Source organism: Macrococcus carouselicus, from assembly GCF_004359515.1.
Classification (GTDB): Bacteria; Bacillota; Bacilli; order Staphylococcales; family Staphylococcaceae; genus Macrococcus; species Macrococcus carouselicus.
This window is the reverse complement of the sequence record NZ_SCWD01000001.1, coordinates 74,612-91,509: the sequence shown is the minus strand read 5'-3', so window position 1 is coordinate 91,509 and position 16,898 is coordinate 74,612. Positions and strand designations below refer to the sequence as shown.

General features: G+C 44.9%; 22 protein-coding genes. 12 read left to right on the top strand and 10 right to left on the bottom strand.

Annotation, left to right across the window (positions count from 1 at the left end; all coding sequences use genetic code 11):
- Positions 1-15: 15 nt before the first annotated feature.
- The 4 genes from hpf to ERX40_RS00470 all read right to left on the bottom strand — a co-directional run bounded on the left by hpf (position 16) and on the right by ERX40_RS00470 (position 3,457).
- Complete coding sequence (gene hpf / locus ERX40_RS00485) at positions 16-573, bottom strand: ribosome hibernation-promoting factor, HPF/YfiA family (RefSeq protein ID WP_133416541.1); 558 nt, start codon at positions 571-573, stop codon at positions 16-18.
- Positions 574-637: 64 nt separating this feature from the next.
- Entirely contained in the window at positions 638-1,309 is a 672-nt protein-coding gene (locus ERX40_RS00480) for a ComF family protein (RefSeq protein ID WP_133416540.1), read from the bottom strand.
- Positions 1,297-2,523, bottom strand: coding sequence for a DEAD/DEAH box helicase family protein (locus tag ERX40_RS00475; RefSeq protein WP_133416539.1), 1,227 nt, complete (start codon positions 2,521-2,523; stop codon positions 1,297-1,299). The genes ERX40_RS00480 and ERX40_RS00475 overlap by 13 nt, the downstream gene beginning before the upstream one ends.
- A gap of 76 nt (positions 2,524-2,599) precedes the next feature.
- Positions 2,600-3,457, bottom strand: a complete 858-nt coding sequence (locus ERX40_RS00470) for a DegV family protein (RefSeq protein ID WP_133416538.1) — start codon at positions 3,455-3,457, stop codon at positions 2,600-2,602.
- A gap of 124 nt (positions 3,458-3,581) precedes the next feature.
- Here ERX40_RS00470 and ERX40_RS00465 point away from each other — a divergent pair, with 124 nt between their 5' ends.
- Positions 3,582-4,211, top strand: a complete 630-nt coding sequence (locus ERX40_RS00465) for a YigZ family protein (RefSeq protein ID WP_133417564.1) — start codon at positions 3,582-3,584, stop codon at positions 4,209-4,211.
- Here ERX40_RS00465 and ERX40_RS00460 read toward each other — a convergent pair whose 3' ends face one another.
- The gene (locus ERX40_RS00460; RefSeq protein ID WP_133416537.1) at positions 4,212-5,255 is read right to left on the bottom strand and encodes a glycosyltransferase family 4 protein; all 1,044 of its coding nucleotides are present in this window, start codon (positions 5,253-5,255) and stop codon (positions 4,212-4,214) included.
- A gap of 166 nt (positions 5,256-5,421) precedes the next feature.
- On the opposite strand from ERX40_RS00460, the gene ERX40_RS00455 reads away from it, so the two are divergent.
- The 5 genes from ERX40_RS00455 to pepT are packed head-to-tail and all read left to right on the top strand — an operon-like array spanning position 5,422 to position 9,860.
- Positions 5,422-6,294 (top strand): YitT family protein, encoded by an 873-nt coding sequence (locus ERX40_RS00455; protein ID WP_133416536.1) that lies wholly within the window; start codon positions 5,422-5,424, stop codon positions 6,292-6,294.
- Complete coding sequence (gene gdpS / locus ERX40_RS00450; RefSeq protein WP_133416535.1) at positions 6,287-7,348, top strand: GGDEF domain-containing protein GdpS; 1,062 nt, start codon at positions 6,287-6,289, stop codon at positions 7,346-7,348. Before ERX40_RS00455 ends, gdpS begins: the two co-directional genes overlap by 8 nt.
- 47 nt (positions 7,349-7,395) lie before the next feature.
- Positions 7,396-8,145, top strand: a complete 750-nt coding sequence (locus tag ERX40_RS00445) for a threonine/serine exporter family protein (protein ID WP_133416534.1) — start codon at positions 7,396-7,398, stop codon at positions 8,143-8,145.
- The gene (locus tag ERX40_RS00440) at positions 8,127-8,594 is read left to right on the top strand and encodes a threonine/serine exporter family protein (RefSeq protein ID WP_208001637.1); all 468 of its coding nucleotides are present in this window, start codon (positions 8,127-8,129) and stop codon (positions 8,592-8,594) included. The genes ERX40_RS00445 and ERX40_RS00440 overlap by 19 nt, the downstream gene beginning before the upstream one ends.
- A gap of 42 nt (positions 8,595-8,636) precedes the next feature.
- Positions 8,637-9,860: a peptidase T gene (gene pepT, locus ERX40_RS00435; RefSeq protein WP_133416533.1), complete on the top strand. Its 1,224-nt coding sequence runs from the start codon at positions 8,637-8,639 to the stop codon at positions 9,858-9,860.
- A 34-nt stretch (positions 9,861-9,894) separates the two neighbouring features.
- Here pepT and ERX40_RS00430 read toward each other — a convergent pair whose 3' ends face one another.
- Positions 9,895-10,962 carry a glycerate kinase gene (locus tag ERX40_RS00430; RefSeq protein WP_133416532.1) on the bottom strand — a complete coding sequence of 356 codons (1,068 nt, stop codon included), beginning with the start codon at positions 10,960-10,962 and terminating at the stop codon, positions 9,895-9,897.
- A gap of 54 nt (positions 10,963-11,016) precedes the next feature.
- Complete coding sequence (gene ytxJ, locus ERX40_RS00425; protein ID WP_133416531.1) at positions 11,017-11,337, bottom strand: bacillithiol system redox-active protein YtxJ; 321 nt, start codon at positions 11,335-11,337, stop codon at positions 11,017-11,019.
- 98 nt (positions 11,338-11,435) lie between these two features.
- On the opposite strand from ytxJ, the gene ERX40_RS00420 reads away from it, so the two are divergent.
- Positions 11,436-11,636: a hypothetical protein gene (locus ERX40_RS00420; protein WP_133416530.1), complete on the top strand. Its 201-nt coding sequence runs from the start codon at positions 11,436-11,438 to the stop codon at positions 11,634-11,636.
- A gap of 10 nt (positions 11,637-11,646) precedes the next feature.
- Here the strand turns inward: ERX40_RS00420 and ERX40_RS00415 are convergent, their stop codons facing one another.
- Positions 11,647-12,531: an EMYY motif lipoprotein gene (locus ERX40_RS00415; RefSeq protein WP_165980606.1), complete on the bottom strand. Its 885-nt coding sequence runs from the start codon at positions 12,529-12,531 to the stop codon at positions 11,647-11,649.
- Positions 12,532-12,608: 77 nt separating this feature from the next.
- Between ERX40_RS00415 and ERX40_RS00410 the strand changes: the two genes are divergently transcribed.
- The 4 genes from ERX40_RS00410 to ERX40_RS00395 all read left to right on the top strand — a co-directional run bounded on the left by ERX40_RS00410 (position 12,609) and on the right by ERX40_RS00395 (position 15,562).
- Entirely contained in the window at positions 12,609-13,073 is a 465-nt protein-coding gene (locus ERX40_RS00410) for a GrpB family protein (protein WP_133416528.1), read from the top strand.
- A 44-nt stretch (positions 13,074-13,117) separates the two neighbouring features.
- A complete protein-coding gene (gene murB, locus ERX40_RS00405; protein ID WP_133416527.1) occupies positions 13,118-14,038 on the top strand; it encodes a UDP-N-acetylmuramate dehydrogenase in 921 nt (306 codons plus the stop codon).
- Between the two features lie 19 nt (positions 14,039-14,057).
- Positions 14,058-14,291 (top strand): helix-turn-helix domain-containing protein, encoded by a 234-nt coding sequence (locus ERX40_RS00400; protein WP_133416526.1) that lies wholly within the window; start codon positions 14,058-14,060, stop codon positions 14,289-14,291.
- Positions 14,292-14,614: 323 nt separating this feature from the next.
- Complete coding sequence (locus ERX40_RS00395) at positions 14,615-15,562, top strand: cation diffusion facilitator family transporter (protein WP_133416525.1); 948 nt, start codon at positions 14,615-14,617, stop codon at positions 15,560-15,562.
- A gap of 22 nt (positions 15,563-15,584) precedes the next feature.
- On the opposite strand, the gene ERX40_RS00390 is transcribed toward ERX40_RS00395, so the two are convergent.
- On the bottom strand, positions 15,585-16,304 hold the full coding sequence (locus ERX40_RS00390) for a FixH family protein (protein ID WP_133416524.1): 720 nt from the start codon (positions 16,302-16,304) through the stop codon (positions 15,585-15,587).
- Positions 16,305-16,574: 270 nt separating this feature from the next.
- Here ERX40_RS00390 and rpmG point away from each other — a divergent pair, with 270 nt between their 5' ends.
- Entirely contained in the window at positions 16,575-16,724 is a 150-nt protein-coding gene (gene rpmG / locus ERX40_RS00385) for a 50S ribosomal protein L33 (protein WP_133416523.1), read from the top strand.
- Positions 16,725-16,733: 9 nt separating this feature from the next.
- Here the strand turns inward: rpmG and ERX40_RS11525 are convergent, their stop codons facing one another.
- Positions 16,734-16,862 carry a hypothetical protein gene (locus ERX40_RS11525; RefSeq protein ID WP_279487643.1) on the bottom strand — a complete coding sequence of 43 codons (129 nt, stop codon included), beginning with the start codon at positions 16,860-16,862 and terminating at the stop codon, positions 16,734-16,736.
- Between the last annotated feature and the right edge of the window lie 36 nt (positions 16,863-16,898).

The following is a 16,898-nucleotide window of genomic DNA, read 5'->3' as shown; positions in this document are numbered from 1 at the left end:
GGAGAGGCTGAAACATTATTCTGCTGAAGTTTCAATCAGACCATACTTACCATCTTTACGGCGATAGACAATGTTTGTGCCGTTTGTTTCTGCATCATTGAAGATATAGAAATCATGCCCCAGCATATTCATCTGCAGAACTGCTTCTTCTGAGTCCATCGGTTTTAAATCAAACTGTTTAGAGCGGATGATCTCAATCTCGTTTTCCGGTTCTTCATCCTTTTCAGTTTCAGGGAAAGCGGGGAAGACGTCTTTCTCCATTCCCTTTTCACGGAACTTACGGTTAACCTTTGTTTTGTGTTTTCTGACCTGACGTTCCAATTTCTCAACGATCAGATCAATCGCTGCATACAGATCATCGTGTCTTTCTTCGGCTCTTAAAGTCACATTCTTGAGTGGAATAGTGACCTCGATTTTTGAACGAGAATCTTGGTAAGTCTTAACCTTTACATGTGCATTCGCATCCGGCACGTTCGTAAAGTAACGCTCAAGTTTACTCAATTTCTCCTCAATATAATTACGGATTGCCTCAGTTACTTCGATATTCTCTCCGTGGATTTCGTATCTGATCATAAAACAACGACTCCTTACGAACATATTCTGTGGTGTTTCTTCCTGTCTTCATTTTACCATATTTCTAGGGTCTTGCAAACGCTAACACCCCTATAGCACTGACGTTTTCGTGTCTCAGTACTTCTGCTGCACGGTGCACCGTCAGACCGGTCGTATATATATCATCAACGATTAACACACGTCCCTCTACCGGTGCAATGACCGTAAAGGGATTCTCCTGCTGCAGCCGCTCTCTCTTCGTCAGCATAGACTGTTTTGTACGACCTGCCATCTTCAGCGGCTGACAGAAACTATAACGGCTTTCCTCCAGAATAGCCTCAATCTGGCTGAATCCACGACTGTTCAGCTTATCCTCACTCGTCGGCAGCGGAATGATGCAGTCATAACTGGCGATTGTTTTATGCTGCGCTCTCAGTAACTCAGCAAATACTGCTGCCAGCCTGACGTCTCCTCGTCCCTTATAGCAATGAATCAGTTCCTTCATAAAATCATTATAATCATAGAGCACATGTATAGTATCAAGCGGCGTGAAATGACGGTGCATAAAGCTGCAGTCCGTGCAGTCCGCTTCGTCCGCAAGCAGCTTTCTCCAGCAGTGCGTGCACCGCCTGCCCTCAAGTTCCTGCAGTAAAGACCGGCAGGCCTCACACAATACAGGAGGTACAGAAAAATAATTGCTTAAGAAGAGCGGTTCTTTTATTACTTCAAAACAGATCAGACATTTCAATCCAGCCACCCCTTCATCCGCGCCAGCCTGTTCATCTCCTTGATCTCCTTGACCGCCTGCATCATACTGCGCGTGACGCCTTCATGAAAAAAAATGACCTGACCCTTATACGGTACGGATTTGCGGTCTACCCGGCCAGCCATCTGCACAAGACATTCAGCACTGTAGTTACCCGCATCGACTACGAAGACGTCAAGACTTGCCATCGTAAAGCCGCGTTCCAGAATCGTCGTTGTAAAAATGACCGGATAGGCGCCTGACCGGATAGCTGCTACTTTGTCATGCCGGCTGACATCTGCAGCATATACCGTTACAGGTTTATATTCCTTGTAGATTTCAGCGGCCTCTTCCATCTCTTTGATATCATTGAAGAAAACAAGCAGGAATGAACCGGCATCTCGCTCAAAGTAACGTTTCATCTTCCCCTTTCTCATCTGCTGCCGGGACATATACTGATAGGTCGGAACAGGCAGCGGTCGTCTGTGATAACGGGCAGGCAGAACAAGGGTCTCTTCTCTCATTTCTTTCTTCAGACGCGCTGGCGGTGTAGCGGTCAAGTAAATCAAGGCAGAATGCAAGGTTGCGGCACGCTTAATGAGCTGCTGCAACCGCTTATCCATCGGAAGAGGAAATGCATCCACTTCGTCGACGATAACAAGACCGAAATGATGATGGTATTTTACGAGCTGCTGCACTGTACTGATGACAAACCGGCTATCATACAGAATAGTCTCTCCCTGATACAGAACATCGATATCGCAGCTGAAATAATCTTTCATTCTGAGTGCCACTTCTTTTACGACATCGACCCGCGGAGAGACAATCGCGACATTCAGCCCTTCCTGCCTGGCTGTTCTGATACCTTCTAAAATCATCTCTGTCTTACCGGCTCCCGTCACTGCATGCACTAACCTTCTGCCCCCCGTCTTCACGACTTCCACGATCTCCCGGCTCGCAAACTGCTGCTGGGCAGTGAGCTCGAAATCCAGCTGATAGTCAGCCTGTTCAGGCAAATTCTTAATTTCTACCAGATTATAATAGGTCTCTGTTGATGAATATGTCATACGGATACAGGCTCTGCAGTAGACCACTTCCTTACCGAAGCGATGATGAAAATGATGATGGAACAACTGCTGATCATCATTCATGCAGTATTGACAGTAGTAGCCCTTTCTTTTAATGACGCCTCTTAGTTCCTGTCCTTCTTCTGCAATCAGACTCATGATTCACCTCCAAAATAAAAAGCACACTTAAATAAGTGTGCTGTCAAAGAATATAAAATTTAAAATATAAAACTGTTTACAATTTCAAGTCGCGCTTGACCATACCGAATGCGAGCGAACCTGCGCCGAGATGCGAACCGACCACTGGCGTCACCTCTTCAATGACAAACTTGACATCCGGATAATGCGGTTCGATTTCTTTTAACCACGCGAGGGCTTCCGCTTCTGCATGACCGTGAATGATACAGGCTGTGCCGACCGTGTCATCACCCATGAAGTCAGCCATCAGCTCTTCGATACGTTTTAAAGCTTTTTTCTTCGTTCTGACCTTATCGAGCGCCACAATCTTCTTATCGACAAAATGCAGAATGGGTTTCACCTGCAGCATGCTGCCTACAAATGCCTGTGCACCACTCAGTCGCCCCCCTTTTTTCAGGTTCTTAAGGTCGTTCACCATAAAATAAGCGGTCATATCTTCAATCATCTTTGCCATCTCGTCAAGAATGGACTCAACTGATTCACCTTCTTGAATCATCTGAGCTGCTCTGATACAAAGAAATGCTTGAGGCGTTAGCGATATCTCTGAATCGACGGCATGTACCGTGATCCCCTCAACCATACTGCCTGCTGTGATGGCACTCTGATAAGTGCCGCTGATACCGCTGGACAGGTGGATGGCAATCACATCGGTATAGCCTGATACCACAAGTTCCTCAAGTTTGTCCACATATTCACCTACAGATGGCTGACTCGTTGTCGGCAGCTCAGCCTCAGTCCGCATCCTGCTATAGAACTCATCGGGCGAGATGTCCTTCATCTCTCTGTAGGTCTGCCCGTTAAACAGAACATTGAGATAGACTTCATGGATGTCATAGCGTCTGCGTAGTTCTTCACTGACATTCGCTGTTGAATCTGTTAATACTGCAATCTTCATGCATTCCCTCCTTACAGTTCCCCACAGTCTCATCATACCATTTTTATCCTAAAAATAAAGTTAAAGCATTGTTGCTATTTGACAAGTTGACTATACTGAAAGTAAAAAGGAAGTGTGAGTGAACTTGGAAAACTATATCACGATCAAAAATGATGCTGAGACTGAGCAGCTGATCAGTAAGTCCCGTTTCATTACTTACTTATTCAAGGTGGAGGACGAAGAAGAGGCGAAAGCGCGTATCGCAGAGATAAAAGTACTGCATAAGTCCGCTAATCACAACTGTTCCGCCTATACAATCGGTGACCAGCATCAGATCCAGAAAGCGAATGATGACGGCGAACCGTCCGGTACAGCGGGTGTACCGATGCTTGAGACGCTGAAAAAAGAAGATATTCATAATGTCGTCGCGATTGTGACCCGCTATTTCGGTGGTATCAAACTGGGTACCGGTGGACTGATACGTGCTTATCAGTCAGGTGTGACCGACACCATTAAATCAGCCGGCAAAGTGATCATACAGAACGCCCTGCTCTATCATGTGACGCTCAGTTATGATCAGACAGGTCGTTTTGAGTATGATATCGCCGACAAACCATTTGAAGTGGTGGACCAGACTTACACCGATAAAGTGGCATACAGCATTCATGTCAAAGCTGAGGATATTGAATCATTCGAGAACTTTATCAATGAGACCTCGCAAGGTCAGGCAGAAATAAAAAAAGAAGCAGAGTTAATGCTTCCTTTTCCCGTCTGATTATTTTATTATTTTTCTGCAGAGCTTCAATATTGGCTGGTAGTTGTCATCAATCAGACCCGTCAGCTCCACAACCAGTTCAATCGTCAGAAGAATCAGCGCTGTCATCAAAATGGCCCCGACATTCGTTGATAAATAAAGAATGACTGATGCCAGGCTGAACAGCATGGCGATGGAATAGATGAGAATGACCGTCTGTGGGTGTGAATAGCCATGCTCAAGCAGCTTATGATGCAGGTGCGATTTATCCGCCTGCATCACCGGCTGTCCTTTCAGGTATCGTCGTATCATCGCGAACACCATATCAATAAAAGGAACCCCGAGAATAATGATGGGAAACAGTAGTGATATCAGCGTGATATTCTTAAAGCCGAGCAGACTGAGTACACCGATGATAAAACCAAGTGTCAGCGCGCCGTTATCACCGAGAAAAATGCTGGCCGGATAAAAATTGTAACGGATGAAGCCCAGCAGTGCACCGATCAGTACACTGCAGATCATGATGATAAAGATGTTGCCCTGGAAGATGGCGATCAGTCCGATAGTACCAAGGGCGATCATCGATACGCCTGCAGCGAGTCCGTCAAGTCCATCCACCAGATTGATGGCATTGGTCACGGCGACAATCCAGAGTATGGTCACAGGTATGCTGAGCACCCCGAACTCTATAATAAAGCCGAACGGCAGTGTGATCAGGTCGATGGTGATACCATGATAGACCACAATCAGACTGACCAGTATCTGACCGACCAGTTTGATGATCGGTTTCAGATCATAGATATCATCAACCAGCCCCAGCATATTGATCAGAATCGCACCGATGACAAGCGGTACAATCTCCTCCTCAATGGGCTGAGCAATTTTTATTCCTATTAAAAAGGAGATAAGAATGACGGTTCCTCCCAGGATTGACACAGGCTTTTTATGCACTTTACGAAAGTTAGGTTTATCCATTGCGCCGATGCAGGGTGAGACCCATATCAAGACCGGCGTCAGACAGAATGAAATAATAGCGGTAACCACTATCAGCTTTAAGGTAAACATAGACCACCTCGAGGTTTATCTTATCATTAAATATAGCACAGATATAAAAGACTAGGAATTATATTAATTTAATATTACGCCTCGACGGCACATTGACGAATTATAAGTTATGACTCATAATAAGACGGTTAATGAAAAAGTACAATTCAGCCGGGAGGGCGTCTCCATGAAAAACCAGCTTTTAAGAGATTATTTCTATATGATCATCGGCTCCATATTGGTCGGCATCAGTTATAACTTCTTTTTACTGCCGTCTGAAATAGCAGCAGGCGGTATATCAGGCGTCAGCACTATTCTTTATAGTATCTTTCGTATTCAGCCATATCTGATACAGTTTCTGATCAATGTACCCATTTTTATCGCAGGCTGGTTTATTCTTGGCAGGTCCTTCAGCATTAAGACCGCCGTCGCTACTTTTCTGATTCCATTCATCATCTTCATCAGTAAAGATTATGTGGTTTACGGTGTCCACAACTCATTTTTAGGTGCACTGTACGGCGGAATCGTCCTGGGTATCGGCTTAGGTCTCGTCTATCGAGGTAAGGGTTCGACAGGCGGCACGGCGACCCTGGCACAGATCGTCAAGAAATATACGTCGCTCTCAAGCGGTTTCTGTCAGCTGATTGTTGACGCCACTGTCGTTCTCCTCAGTGCATTCGTCCTGAGTTTCGAATCAGCGCTTTATGCTCTGATCTCAATTTACGTCACCAGTAAGGTCATTGACTTTGTCGAACTCAAGTCAGGAGATAATAAACTGGTGTTCATCATCACCGACAAAGAAGAGGAAGTCTCGCGTCTCATCTATGATTCCGTTGGTCGGGGACTGACGAAGATCCATTCAATGGGCGGCTATACAGGTGAGCAGAAAACCCTTCTTTTCTCTGTTATGGAGCAGCGTGAAGCAGTCTACTTCAAGCAGGTCATCAATCAGAAAAATCCAGACGCCTTCGTGATCTTCCTCAGCGCGTCCGATATCATCGGTCGTGGCTTCTCCAAAGAAAAAAGCTTTATATTAAAGGATGTGACTCATCATGATTGAAGCACTGATATTCAATGTCGCGATCACCATCAGTGGTTTTTATCTGTTCCACCGTCTGCAGTTCTTTGAAGAGAAGGAGATTGTCTTCTCAAAGAACTATATCACATTACTGATGACCTCTATCAGTGTGCTGCTGCTGACAAACCCGCTCAGACTTTTGGATGTCAGCTTTGTACTGGCCTATATCCCGCTGCTGTTCCTTGCGCGATATACCAACTTCATCTATACACTGGCCGGTGGGATCATCACTAGTGTCGTCGCTGTGAATTTCATGGGCTATGACATGGATATGGCGATTATTCTGCTCACCATCTCAGCAGTCACCGGTCTGATCGGACCGTTTATCCAGCTGTCTCATTTCGCAAGCATCCAGTGGCTGACCACCCTCTCGCTGATACTGACCGGGGTGAGTCTCTACTTCAGAGGTATTCCGGACCCGATGATGTATATGCTTCTGATTGCAGCGTCTTCATACATCCTCTCCATCTGCAGTGCGCTGATGTTCGTTGATATCTGGCGTATTTCGCAGCTGATTCAGCGTTACGAGAACGAAAAGACAATGGATTATCTCACCGGACTCGGCAATGTCCGTGAGTTTGACCGGTCGCTCAATCAACTCAGCTATGAGGCGGAACATCAGACTATTGCCTTACTGCTGATTGATATCGATGGTTTTAAAGACGTGAACGATGCATACGGTCATAATGCAGGTGATGCTGTACTCAGACAGATGGGTCAGGTGCTGACCAACTATATTCCTCGGAATATCAAAGCCTATCGTAATGGGGGTGAGGAGTTCTCTGTCATTCTGACGGACGTGACGCTTGATGCGGCAATCAAACTGGCTGAAAGCATCAGAAAAGGTGTTAAAAATTCTTCTTTCCATCTCCCGACCAAGGAGACGATTTCCTTGACTGTTTCCATTGGCGTTGGTTATCTTCAAGAAAAGGATATTAAATCGCACCGCAAAATATTCAAGGATGCTGATGATACGCTCCACGCTGCCAAAGAACAAGGGCGTGACACCGTGATGTTCAATCCCATTATTAAATAGCAGAAAGCTCTCTTTCTGTTATTTTTTTTATGATTAAGGAGGCTGTTATGAATAACGCTGATGAAAATACTGTACTTTCTGTTGCCCTGCTTGCCGGCAAGATTCTGCTTGAAAGTGGTGCCGAGACATACCGGGTTGAGGATACGATGGCACGTATTGCTAAACATTACGGACTCAGATCCACTCATAGCTTCGTCACACCGACTGCTATTATGTTCTCTGCTTCCGCTGACTCTCCGTCCCGCCTCCTCCGCGTGATAGAGAGGACAACAGACCTGCAGAAAATTGCGGAGACGAATGAGATATCAAGAGCGATTACCGCTGATACACTCAGCATCCACGCAGCGAAAGAAGCACTCGAGGAACTTGATGCCTCCGACCTCCAGTTCAATTTCTGGATTAAGATACTCGCTGCCGCCTTAGTGAGCGGTTTATTCCTCATCATGTTCAACGGCTCTTTTCAGGATATGCCGGGCAGCATCATCGCAGGAGGATCAGGTTTGCTGGTCGCTGAATTCATCCAGCGTCACACTCGTATCAAGTTCTTCTCAGAGTTCGCCGGGGCTTTCGTCATTGCACTGACTGCACTTTTCTTCATCAACTATCTGAACGGTGTATCATTAAATAAGGTGATTATCTCAGGTGTCATGCCGCTTGTACCCGGTGTGCTGATCACAAATGCTATCCGTGACCTGATGGCTGCCCATCTGCTGGCAGGTGTCGTCAAAGGGATTGAGGCCAGTCTGACGGCCTTTGCGATTGGAACGGGGGTGGCAGTATGTCTCATACTGCTTTAATACTCTGGTTTCTGCTGCAGTTTGTGACCAGTTTCTTTGCAACAGCCTTTTTTGCCATCATTTTCAATGCGCCGCGCAAGCTGCTGATACCGAGCGGTCTTGTCGGCGCTGTCGGCTGGATAGTCTATTATGTTCTGAACACTTACGATGTGTCGGCTGTCACCGCCTCATTTGCCGGTTCACTTTGTCTCGGTGTCATGGCCCATCTGATGAGCCGCTACTACAGACAGCCGGTCATCATCTTCTACGTAGCAGGTATTATCCCTCTCGTCCCGGGTGGCCTGGCCTACGATGCCACGAAGAATCTTGTGATCAGTGATTACAGTACAGCCCTGCAGAATGGTATACAGGTGACACTCATATCCGGCGCCATCGCCTTCGGGCTGATTGTCGCAGAGATGATCTTCCATTCATTCTTCAGAGCGAGAAAATATATCCGCAGAAGATAAAATTCGTTATAATATATGTAACAGACAAGGGAGGGATTAGTAATGAAACAAGCTTTAATCGAGCGTCTGAGCCGTTACGTTCAGATCGATACACAATCCGATGCATCAAGTGAAACAACGCCTTCAACTAAAAAGCAGTGGGATTTGCTGCGACTGCTTGAAGAAGAAATCAGAGCACTGGACCTGGAAGTCTCCATTGACGAAAAAGGTTACTTGATGGCGACACTGCCAGCGAACACTGATAAAGACGTGCCTGTTATGGGCCTTCTTGCTCACGTGGATACCGCGACGGACTTTACGGGTACAGATGTCTCACCTCAGGTAATCGATGCATATGACGGCGATGATATCACACTGAAAAACGGGCTTGTCATCTCAAAGGACAAGTTTCCCGAGCTTAAATATTATGCGGGTCACACACTGATGACAACTGACGGCACTACTCTTCTCGGTGCAGACAATAAAGCGGGTATCACTGAAATCATGGAAGCAATCATCTATCTGCAGAACCATCCTGAAATCAGACACGGTAAGATCCGTTTCGCCTTTACACCGGACGAGGAAATCGGCCGCGGACCCCATCACTTCGATGTGGAACGTTTCGGCGCTGAATATGCCTATACAATTGATGGGGGCCGCCGCGGTGAACTGCAGTATGAAAGTTTCAATGCTGCAGAAGTCATCCTGAAATTCAGAGGTGTCAATGTCCATCCCGGTTCTGCAAAAGACAAGATGGTCAATGCACAGAAATTAGCGATGCAGTTCCATGCTGAACTGCCGGCTGAGGAAGTGCCTGAACAGACTGATAATTACGAAGGCTTCTATCATCTCCTGGACATGAATGGATCCGTTGAAGAGGCGAAACTGGTCTATATCATCCGTGACCATGATAAGGGAAATTTCAATCATCGAAAAGAGACGATGAAACAGGCAGCAAAGCAAATTGCAGCACTATACGGAGAAGAGTCAGTCGAAATCACTATAAAAGACCAGTACTTCAACATGGGTGAGAAAATCAAGCCATTCCCTGAGCTGATCGATGTGCCGCTTGAAGTGATGAAAGACCTCGGTATTGAACCGATCGTTGAACCGATCCGCGGCGGTACAGATGGCTCCCAGCTCTCCTATATGGGGCTGCCGACACCTAACCTCTTCACAGGGGCAGAGAATTTTCACGGTCCTTATGAATATGTATCGATTGATGATATGGAGAAATCAGTCCATCATATCGTCGGTATCATCCGGAAATTCGAAGAGCGCGCATAATCAAACCTCCTCTGAAATGATCAGAGGAGGTTTTTTATCTGGCGATATTAAGTAATGTCTGAATGCTGTTCTGTAACTGAATACCCAGCTTCATACTGTCAGTTTCAGGAGTCATGTCAGGATAGATATTCAGATAATAGACTGAATGGTCAGGGGGTGCGAACTGCTGGCCGGCAGCAAGATAGATGAAGCGTTTGTCGGAACTGACTTTCTGAGTCAGCGCCTGTGCCACAAGTGAGTTATCTGCAGGTTTGACGTTACCCCCGCCGTAGATGATGATATCAGCCTCATTCAGCAGCTCCTCTATACTTGTCTCTTCAAAGATCATCTCCTTAGAGGATAACGTGCGGGCATGAAACAATGACTCAAATAGTGCTCTTAAGCCGCCTGCATGTCCGCCTTTCTCAAGTGATAGATATAGCCCCGTCTTCTTGAACTGCTCATTCAGGTACCAGATCTGATTATCCAGCTTCGTCTTCGCTTCATCTGGCAGTGATTGCGCTGCTATCTGACTCTTATTGCCGAAGAGATAATAGTCATAATCGCTGATGACTGTAAATGTACTTTCACTTAGGCGGTCATCAAGACCTGATAAGTCGATTCGTCTCACCTTCTTGATAGATTCGGAATCCAGAGGACCTGCTAACTTCTCTTCATTCAGGTCATAAAACTGTGCACCCAGTCTTTCAAGCATCCCCATGCCACCGTCGAATAATGCTGTTTCACCCAGCGCAATCGTGAATACACGGTAATCCAGGTCAAGGCCGTTCAACAACATCTGACCGAGTCCATATGATGAAGTCTGCAGCATATTTTCTGTCTGACCGTATAGATCTGAGCAGTCAATATAGAAACGGTCATTCATCGCCGCTGCTGTCACATCACGGCGCTTCATATTGGCATCCGGAATCTTCCATGTATATTTAGTCCCTTGCTGCCAGGCCAATATACCGTCAATCAGATGCTTCTGCCCATCAAACAGAGGCACACTGATGACATTTGCTGTTCTGTGCACAGCTTTCACGCCTTCTTCCACATAGCTCGCCGCCTCCTGTGAAGTCAGCGCATCTTCAAACCTGTCTATTGCAATTAATATATTCATCCAGTTCTCCTTCAAATAAAATAGCGAGCAGCTAGGCTGCTCGTTCTCTCAAGTTTATTCTTCCGCAGCTGACAATGAAGATACAGTAATCTGGCTATGGGAACCATGCCAGGCGACCTTTTGATCAACAAAATAAAAGACCTGCGGTGATTCATGTCTGATACCTGTCTTCTCAGCGATATAATTTGAAAGTTCCCGCGACTCCTGTACAGTCAGATAATAGCCATCCATATCACGTTCATATAAAAAGTTATTGTACTGATCATAGGCATTAAGTGAAATCGGGCATGTCAGTGAGTGCTTCATAATAAAAACCTTGTCATGCTTCTGTATCGTCTGTTCAAATTGTTCAATGCTATTTAATTTAATAACCATTTTTCCACCTCTTCATTTGGTTGACTCTTTTCTTACTGAATACCCCTCACGCGTTTGTTTAGTCATGCTATAATTTAATAAAAAAGGAGGACATCCCAATGGCTAAACCACAGCTGCCTGTAAAACGCTGGAGTATGCTTGATACCATCAATGCATGTCTCTTGATAACAGTCTGTCTCTTCATTATCGATTTCCAGAACAATGCAACGTTGTCCTGGATCATCATCATTGCATTCGGTATCTGGATTCTCACCGTCATTGCACGCAATATCTATTTATCGAAGTTTCGGAATAAGTAACTTGAAGAGCTTACTGTTCTTCAAGTTTTTTTAATGCCTGATAATACTTGTCATCTACCGTCTTGATACTTTTTGCTTTTGATAGAATGCTCTGGACAGGTAATTTTCTTAGCTGCTCCTCAATTTTCATCGCATTCTTTCTCTCCTTGTAATAATTGATCAGACTATAGTAGATTTCGATCTGTGCCTGTCTCATATGAGAAGTATGCGGAGAAGCGATGTGCATTTTATTGAGAGACTGTATATGCTTATTGATCATCGGCACCAGTAGCCCATCGATATATTCGATGCGTTCAGCTGTCTCAGATATATTCATCAGTTCCTCTACCTTCACTTTGAGTTCTTCATTATTCCGGTTGATAATCTCAGTCAGTTTGTTATAATCTGAAAGCTCAGATTTACTGCTGGCAGCGAGTTCAGCATATTTCTCACTGGTTTCTTTGTTCTTTTCGAAGATTTTAGTATAGCCTAGTATCTCTTCATTAGAGTCAATTGACGCATTATATAGCTTGATATACTGATGGATGTTCTCTATAAACGTTTTCTTTTCATCAAAGTTGTTAATATAGATATCATGAACTTCCTTGATCTCCGGATTGTCCACATTGACTTTATTCATTTTCTCTTCATATTCAGCAAGCTGCGGGAGCACATCATCTTCAATTGTCCGTTCTTTTTCCTGCAGCCTCTGTTTTTTCTGGTCTGTCACTTCAGAACCGATCAGCTGATCCACTTTATCCAGTTCGAGTTCATCAATATATTTCACTAATTTCTTTTCTTCAGATTGAACATCCTTCATCTGAGACTTATAATCATTAATATCTGATTGCAAACTGGTACCGCAAGCGCTCAGCATGAGGCCGATCAGCAACAGAACGTAAAATTTTATTTTCATATACCTACTCCTTGCTACACCCATTATACCTAAACACGGGTCTAAGATAAATAATAATTAATAACCGAGGTTCTGACATGACTCACTTACAAGATCAATATCTGGAAATACGCAGACTGCTGCTTGACCTGCTCGATTCTCCGGTCACCGAGGTCGCTCATATCGGCGGCACCGCACTGGGGGATGACGGCATCATTGATGTTCTGGTCATTGTACCGAGTCTGCATGCAATGACGACACTTGATGAGAAACGACTCAATCTGGCCGGATTTTATCGTCTGCACCACCCTTACCGGAAGAAATGTGTCTTCAGCCAGTTTCACAGCATGACGACACTGGAAGAAAAATGCCGGCTGCATATCGTGGAAGAAAACAGTGACAAAGCAGTGCGCTATATGCATAGTCACCACCTGCTGTCACAATCATCGTCCCTGTTGAGAGCATTCCGGAATTACAAGGACCGCATCCGCCACCTGCCGAAGAAAGACTACGAAACAGAGAAAGCAGACTGGTTCAGAATGAATATCGCAAATCCCCTCTAATGTTGCTATAATATAGTGGAAGAAAGAACGAAAGGGCGAACGTCATGATTGAAAATAATTTACTGCAGGAACTGACAGCATTGCTACCGGATGAGTTGATCAGCATCAATGAACCTTTAAAAAAATATACATATACAAAAACAGGAGGCAATGCAGACTATTATATTTCTCCGCGTAAATATACAGAAGTCAGCACGGTGATGAAGCTCGCTGAAAAATACGGTGTTCCCGTTACATTCCTTGGCAACGGCTCAAATATCATTATCCGTGACGGCGGTATACGTGGCATCGTACTTAGTCTGCTCAACTTCACTGATGTGCAGGTCGAATACAATCAGATTATTGCGGGCAGTGGCGCTGCCCTCATTGATGTCTCACGTATTGCGCGCGATCATCACCTGACCGGTCTTGAATTTGCATGTGGCATCCCAGGTTCTGTCGGTGGCGCAGTCTATATGAACGCCGGTGCATATGGCGGCGAAGTGAAAGACTGTATCGATCATGCTAAAGTCGTCGACGAAAGAGGCGAAATCTACACTCTCTCAAAGGATGAGCTGGCATTGGATTACCGAACAAGTTCCATCCAGAGCCAGCATCTGGTTGTTCTGGAAGCGACGTTCAACCTGGAGCGCGGTGACGTCACCGTCATTCAGGCTAAGATGGATGATCTGACTCAGCGACGTGAGGATAAGCAGCCACTCGAATATCCTTCATGCGGCAGTGTCTTCAGACGACCACCCGGACATTTCGCGGGACAGCTGATTCAGCAGGCAGGCCTGCAGGGACATCGCATCGGTGGCGTTGAGGTCTCCACAAAGCATGCCGGATTCATTGTCAACGTAGATAACGGCACCGCAACTGATTACGAAAATATGATTGAACACGTACAGACGACCGTGTTTAAGAACACTGGAGTTGAACTTCAGCCGGAAGTCAGAATTATAGGAGAGAAAGCAGCGGATTAATCTGCTGCTTTTTTTATAGATGATCATGAATATTCTATTGATTGAAGACGACCTGAAACTGGGCAGAATGACACAGCTGCTGCATCATCAGAATGGCATCCCTTCTAAAGACCTCATACTGGATAAAGTGTGGCATATAGATGATGTGGTCAGTGACAATGCTGTGGAAGCACTGATAGGCCGGCTGCGTAAAAAAATAAGTCCTGTTAAAATCAGGACGGTGCGGAATATGGGATATCAGCTCAGTGAATAAACAGCTCAGAAAACTGTGTATCATTTTTTCGGCCGCTATCTTCCTGTTGCTCATCTCTTTTTCCCTTGCAGCTTAAGTCTTGCTTCAAACATCTGAAGGTCTTATTCATCATAAACAGATGGCAATTACTGCCCTTATCATGTTCAGCGCTGCGGCTGCTATCAAATTATTTACTCACTTCAGCTCATTCTACAGAAAAGAACTATTAACTGTCGTACTGATAGTATCACTATTAGGGAGCGGATTTTTCGCATACACAGGCCACCTTGGTGGTAAAATAGTATATGGGAATGACAAGATCACACAGTTCAAGGAGAATAATAATGAGAAAAACTTTATCACAGCCGACCTATTATCACCACGTTGAACACCTGAAAGAGCAGCAAGGTTCGAAAAAAACATTATGGGCATCCCTTCTGATCACCCTGTTCTTCACGATAGTTGAGGTGGTCGGTGGTATCCTATCCAACTCCCTCGCCTTATTATCAGACTCAGCTCATATGCTGAGTGATGTGCTGGCATTAGGTCTGTCAATGATCGCCATCTATTTCGCCGCAAAAGCACCGACAGCACGGTATACATTCGGTTATCTGCGCTTAGAAATACTGGCTGCCTTACTGAACGGACTTGCACTTGTTGTCATCGCACTCGGTATCTGTTACGAAGGAATCATGCGTATTCTTCATCCGCAGACCGTCGATGTCAAGCTGATGCTCACCATCTCACTGATCGGGCTTGTCGTCAATATTGTTCTGACCATTATTCTGGCCCGCTCATTAAAAGGTGAGGACAATATCAATGTCCAGAGCGCCCTCTGGCATTTCATTGGTGACCTGCTCAATTCAGTCGGCGTTATCGTTGCGGTCGTTGTCATCTATTTCACTCACTGGGTACTGATCGATCCTATTTTAAGCATTCTGATTTCACTCATCATATTCCGTGGCGGCTACAAAATTGTGAAAAATGCATGGGATATTCTGATGGCTAAAGTACCTGATGAACTCGATACAGATGAAATCATCACTCGTATGAAAGAACATCCTAACGTTCTGGATGTTCATGAATTTCATTTATCTGCCATCACGACAGGTCACTATACCTTATCCGCGCACGTCGTAGTTGACAACAGAAATGATGCCGAGAACTATCAGGTCATCAATGAGTTAGCTGCAATGCTTGAAAGAGATTACAAGCTTGATCATACAACACTTCAGCTGGAACATTTAAAAGCGAACCACCTGGACGATCCCTATTTCGAGCAAATAAAATAAGAGACGGGCATATGCCTGTCTCTTATTTTACTGTGAACATCGTTTCGGTATGGACATGGAAGCCCTCTTTGTTCTCTGCGTGTGCGGTCACATCATACATGCCACTCTGCGTGAACGTCTCCTGTCCTTCGTACTGCCCAGGTTTCGTCTCTTCAAGATCAACCCACTTCACTTTACCATCCGGCTGCTTGACTTCAAGTCGTGCCATTACGCCGTCTTTTGCTTTCCCGTCCTGACCTTCTACATGCATCATTAACTCCACAGCTTTATCTTTCTCAGCTGTAATCGGCATCACATGGACTGAACCGTCATGATGGTCGTGAGCAGCTGCGGGTTTTTCAGCCTTGCCGATCAGAATGGTTTTATTGGGCATCGTATGCTGATTTTCCGCAGTGACGTGACTGGTCACTTCGTAGCTGCCGTCCTCTTTGAAAGTATAAGGAAGGGTATATACGCCGTCCTTGGCTTCTTTGACCTTTTTCTTGATGGATGTCTCTTTTTTGCCATCTTTCACGATTTCGAACATCACTTCGTCTGCATCATTGATGGCTTTATCAGCTTGTGTCACTTTCGCTTTCAATGTGACTTCCTCACCTGCTTCTGCTTTTTCAGGAACTGTCAGCTCAACATTTACAGGCTGAACTGACGCCTCTGTTTTGGAATGTTCTTCATGTTTTTCCGCTGTCTGTCCGCAAGCTGCAAGAACAAGACCTGCTGATAAGACAAATGCTAATTTTTTCATATGATTGCTCCTTCTCTTTTTTTATACATCTTTCATTATCTTTTTTATTTTTTGATAATTCAATGTCAAAAACGTGACAGTACTTTAATTATGATTAAAATTACTGATTCTGCCATATTTAATTTATCCTTTACAAAAAAAGATAAATACCTTAGAATTATAAAACGTAATGATTTCGTATTACAGGAACATATATGACAGTAAGCTTCCTGCCTATATCATCGAGGATACAGCTGCAGATATTATTTTAAATTAAAAGGAGAAAAGATGATGAGAGTAAATGTAACATTAGCATGCACAGAATGTGGTGACCGCAACTATATCACAAAGAAGAACAAACGTAACAATCCTGAACGAATCGAATTGATGAAATACTGTCCGAGACTGAAGAAACATACTTTACACCGAGAAACAAAGTAAAGCAGGATATCAGAGTGAACGTCCCGCAAATTCAGTTTGCAGGACGTTTCTTTCTATATTGAGTGACTTGACGTCTCCTATCGTCACGCAAACCCCGTTTCCCTGACGTTCCGTCTCACTGTCATCAGTACGATTCATTCAGTCACAACTAGAAAAACCCATCACAACGATTGC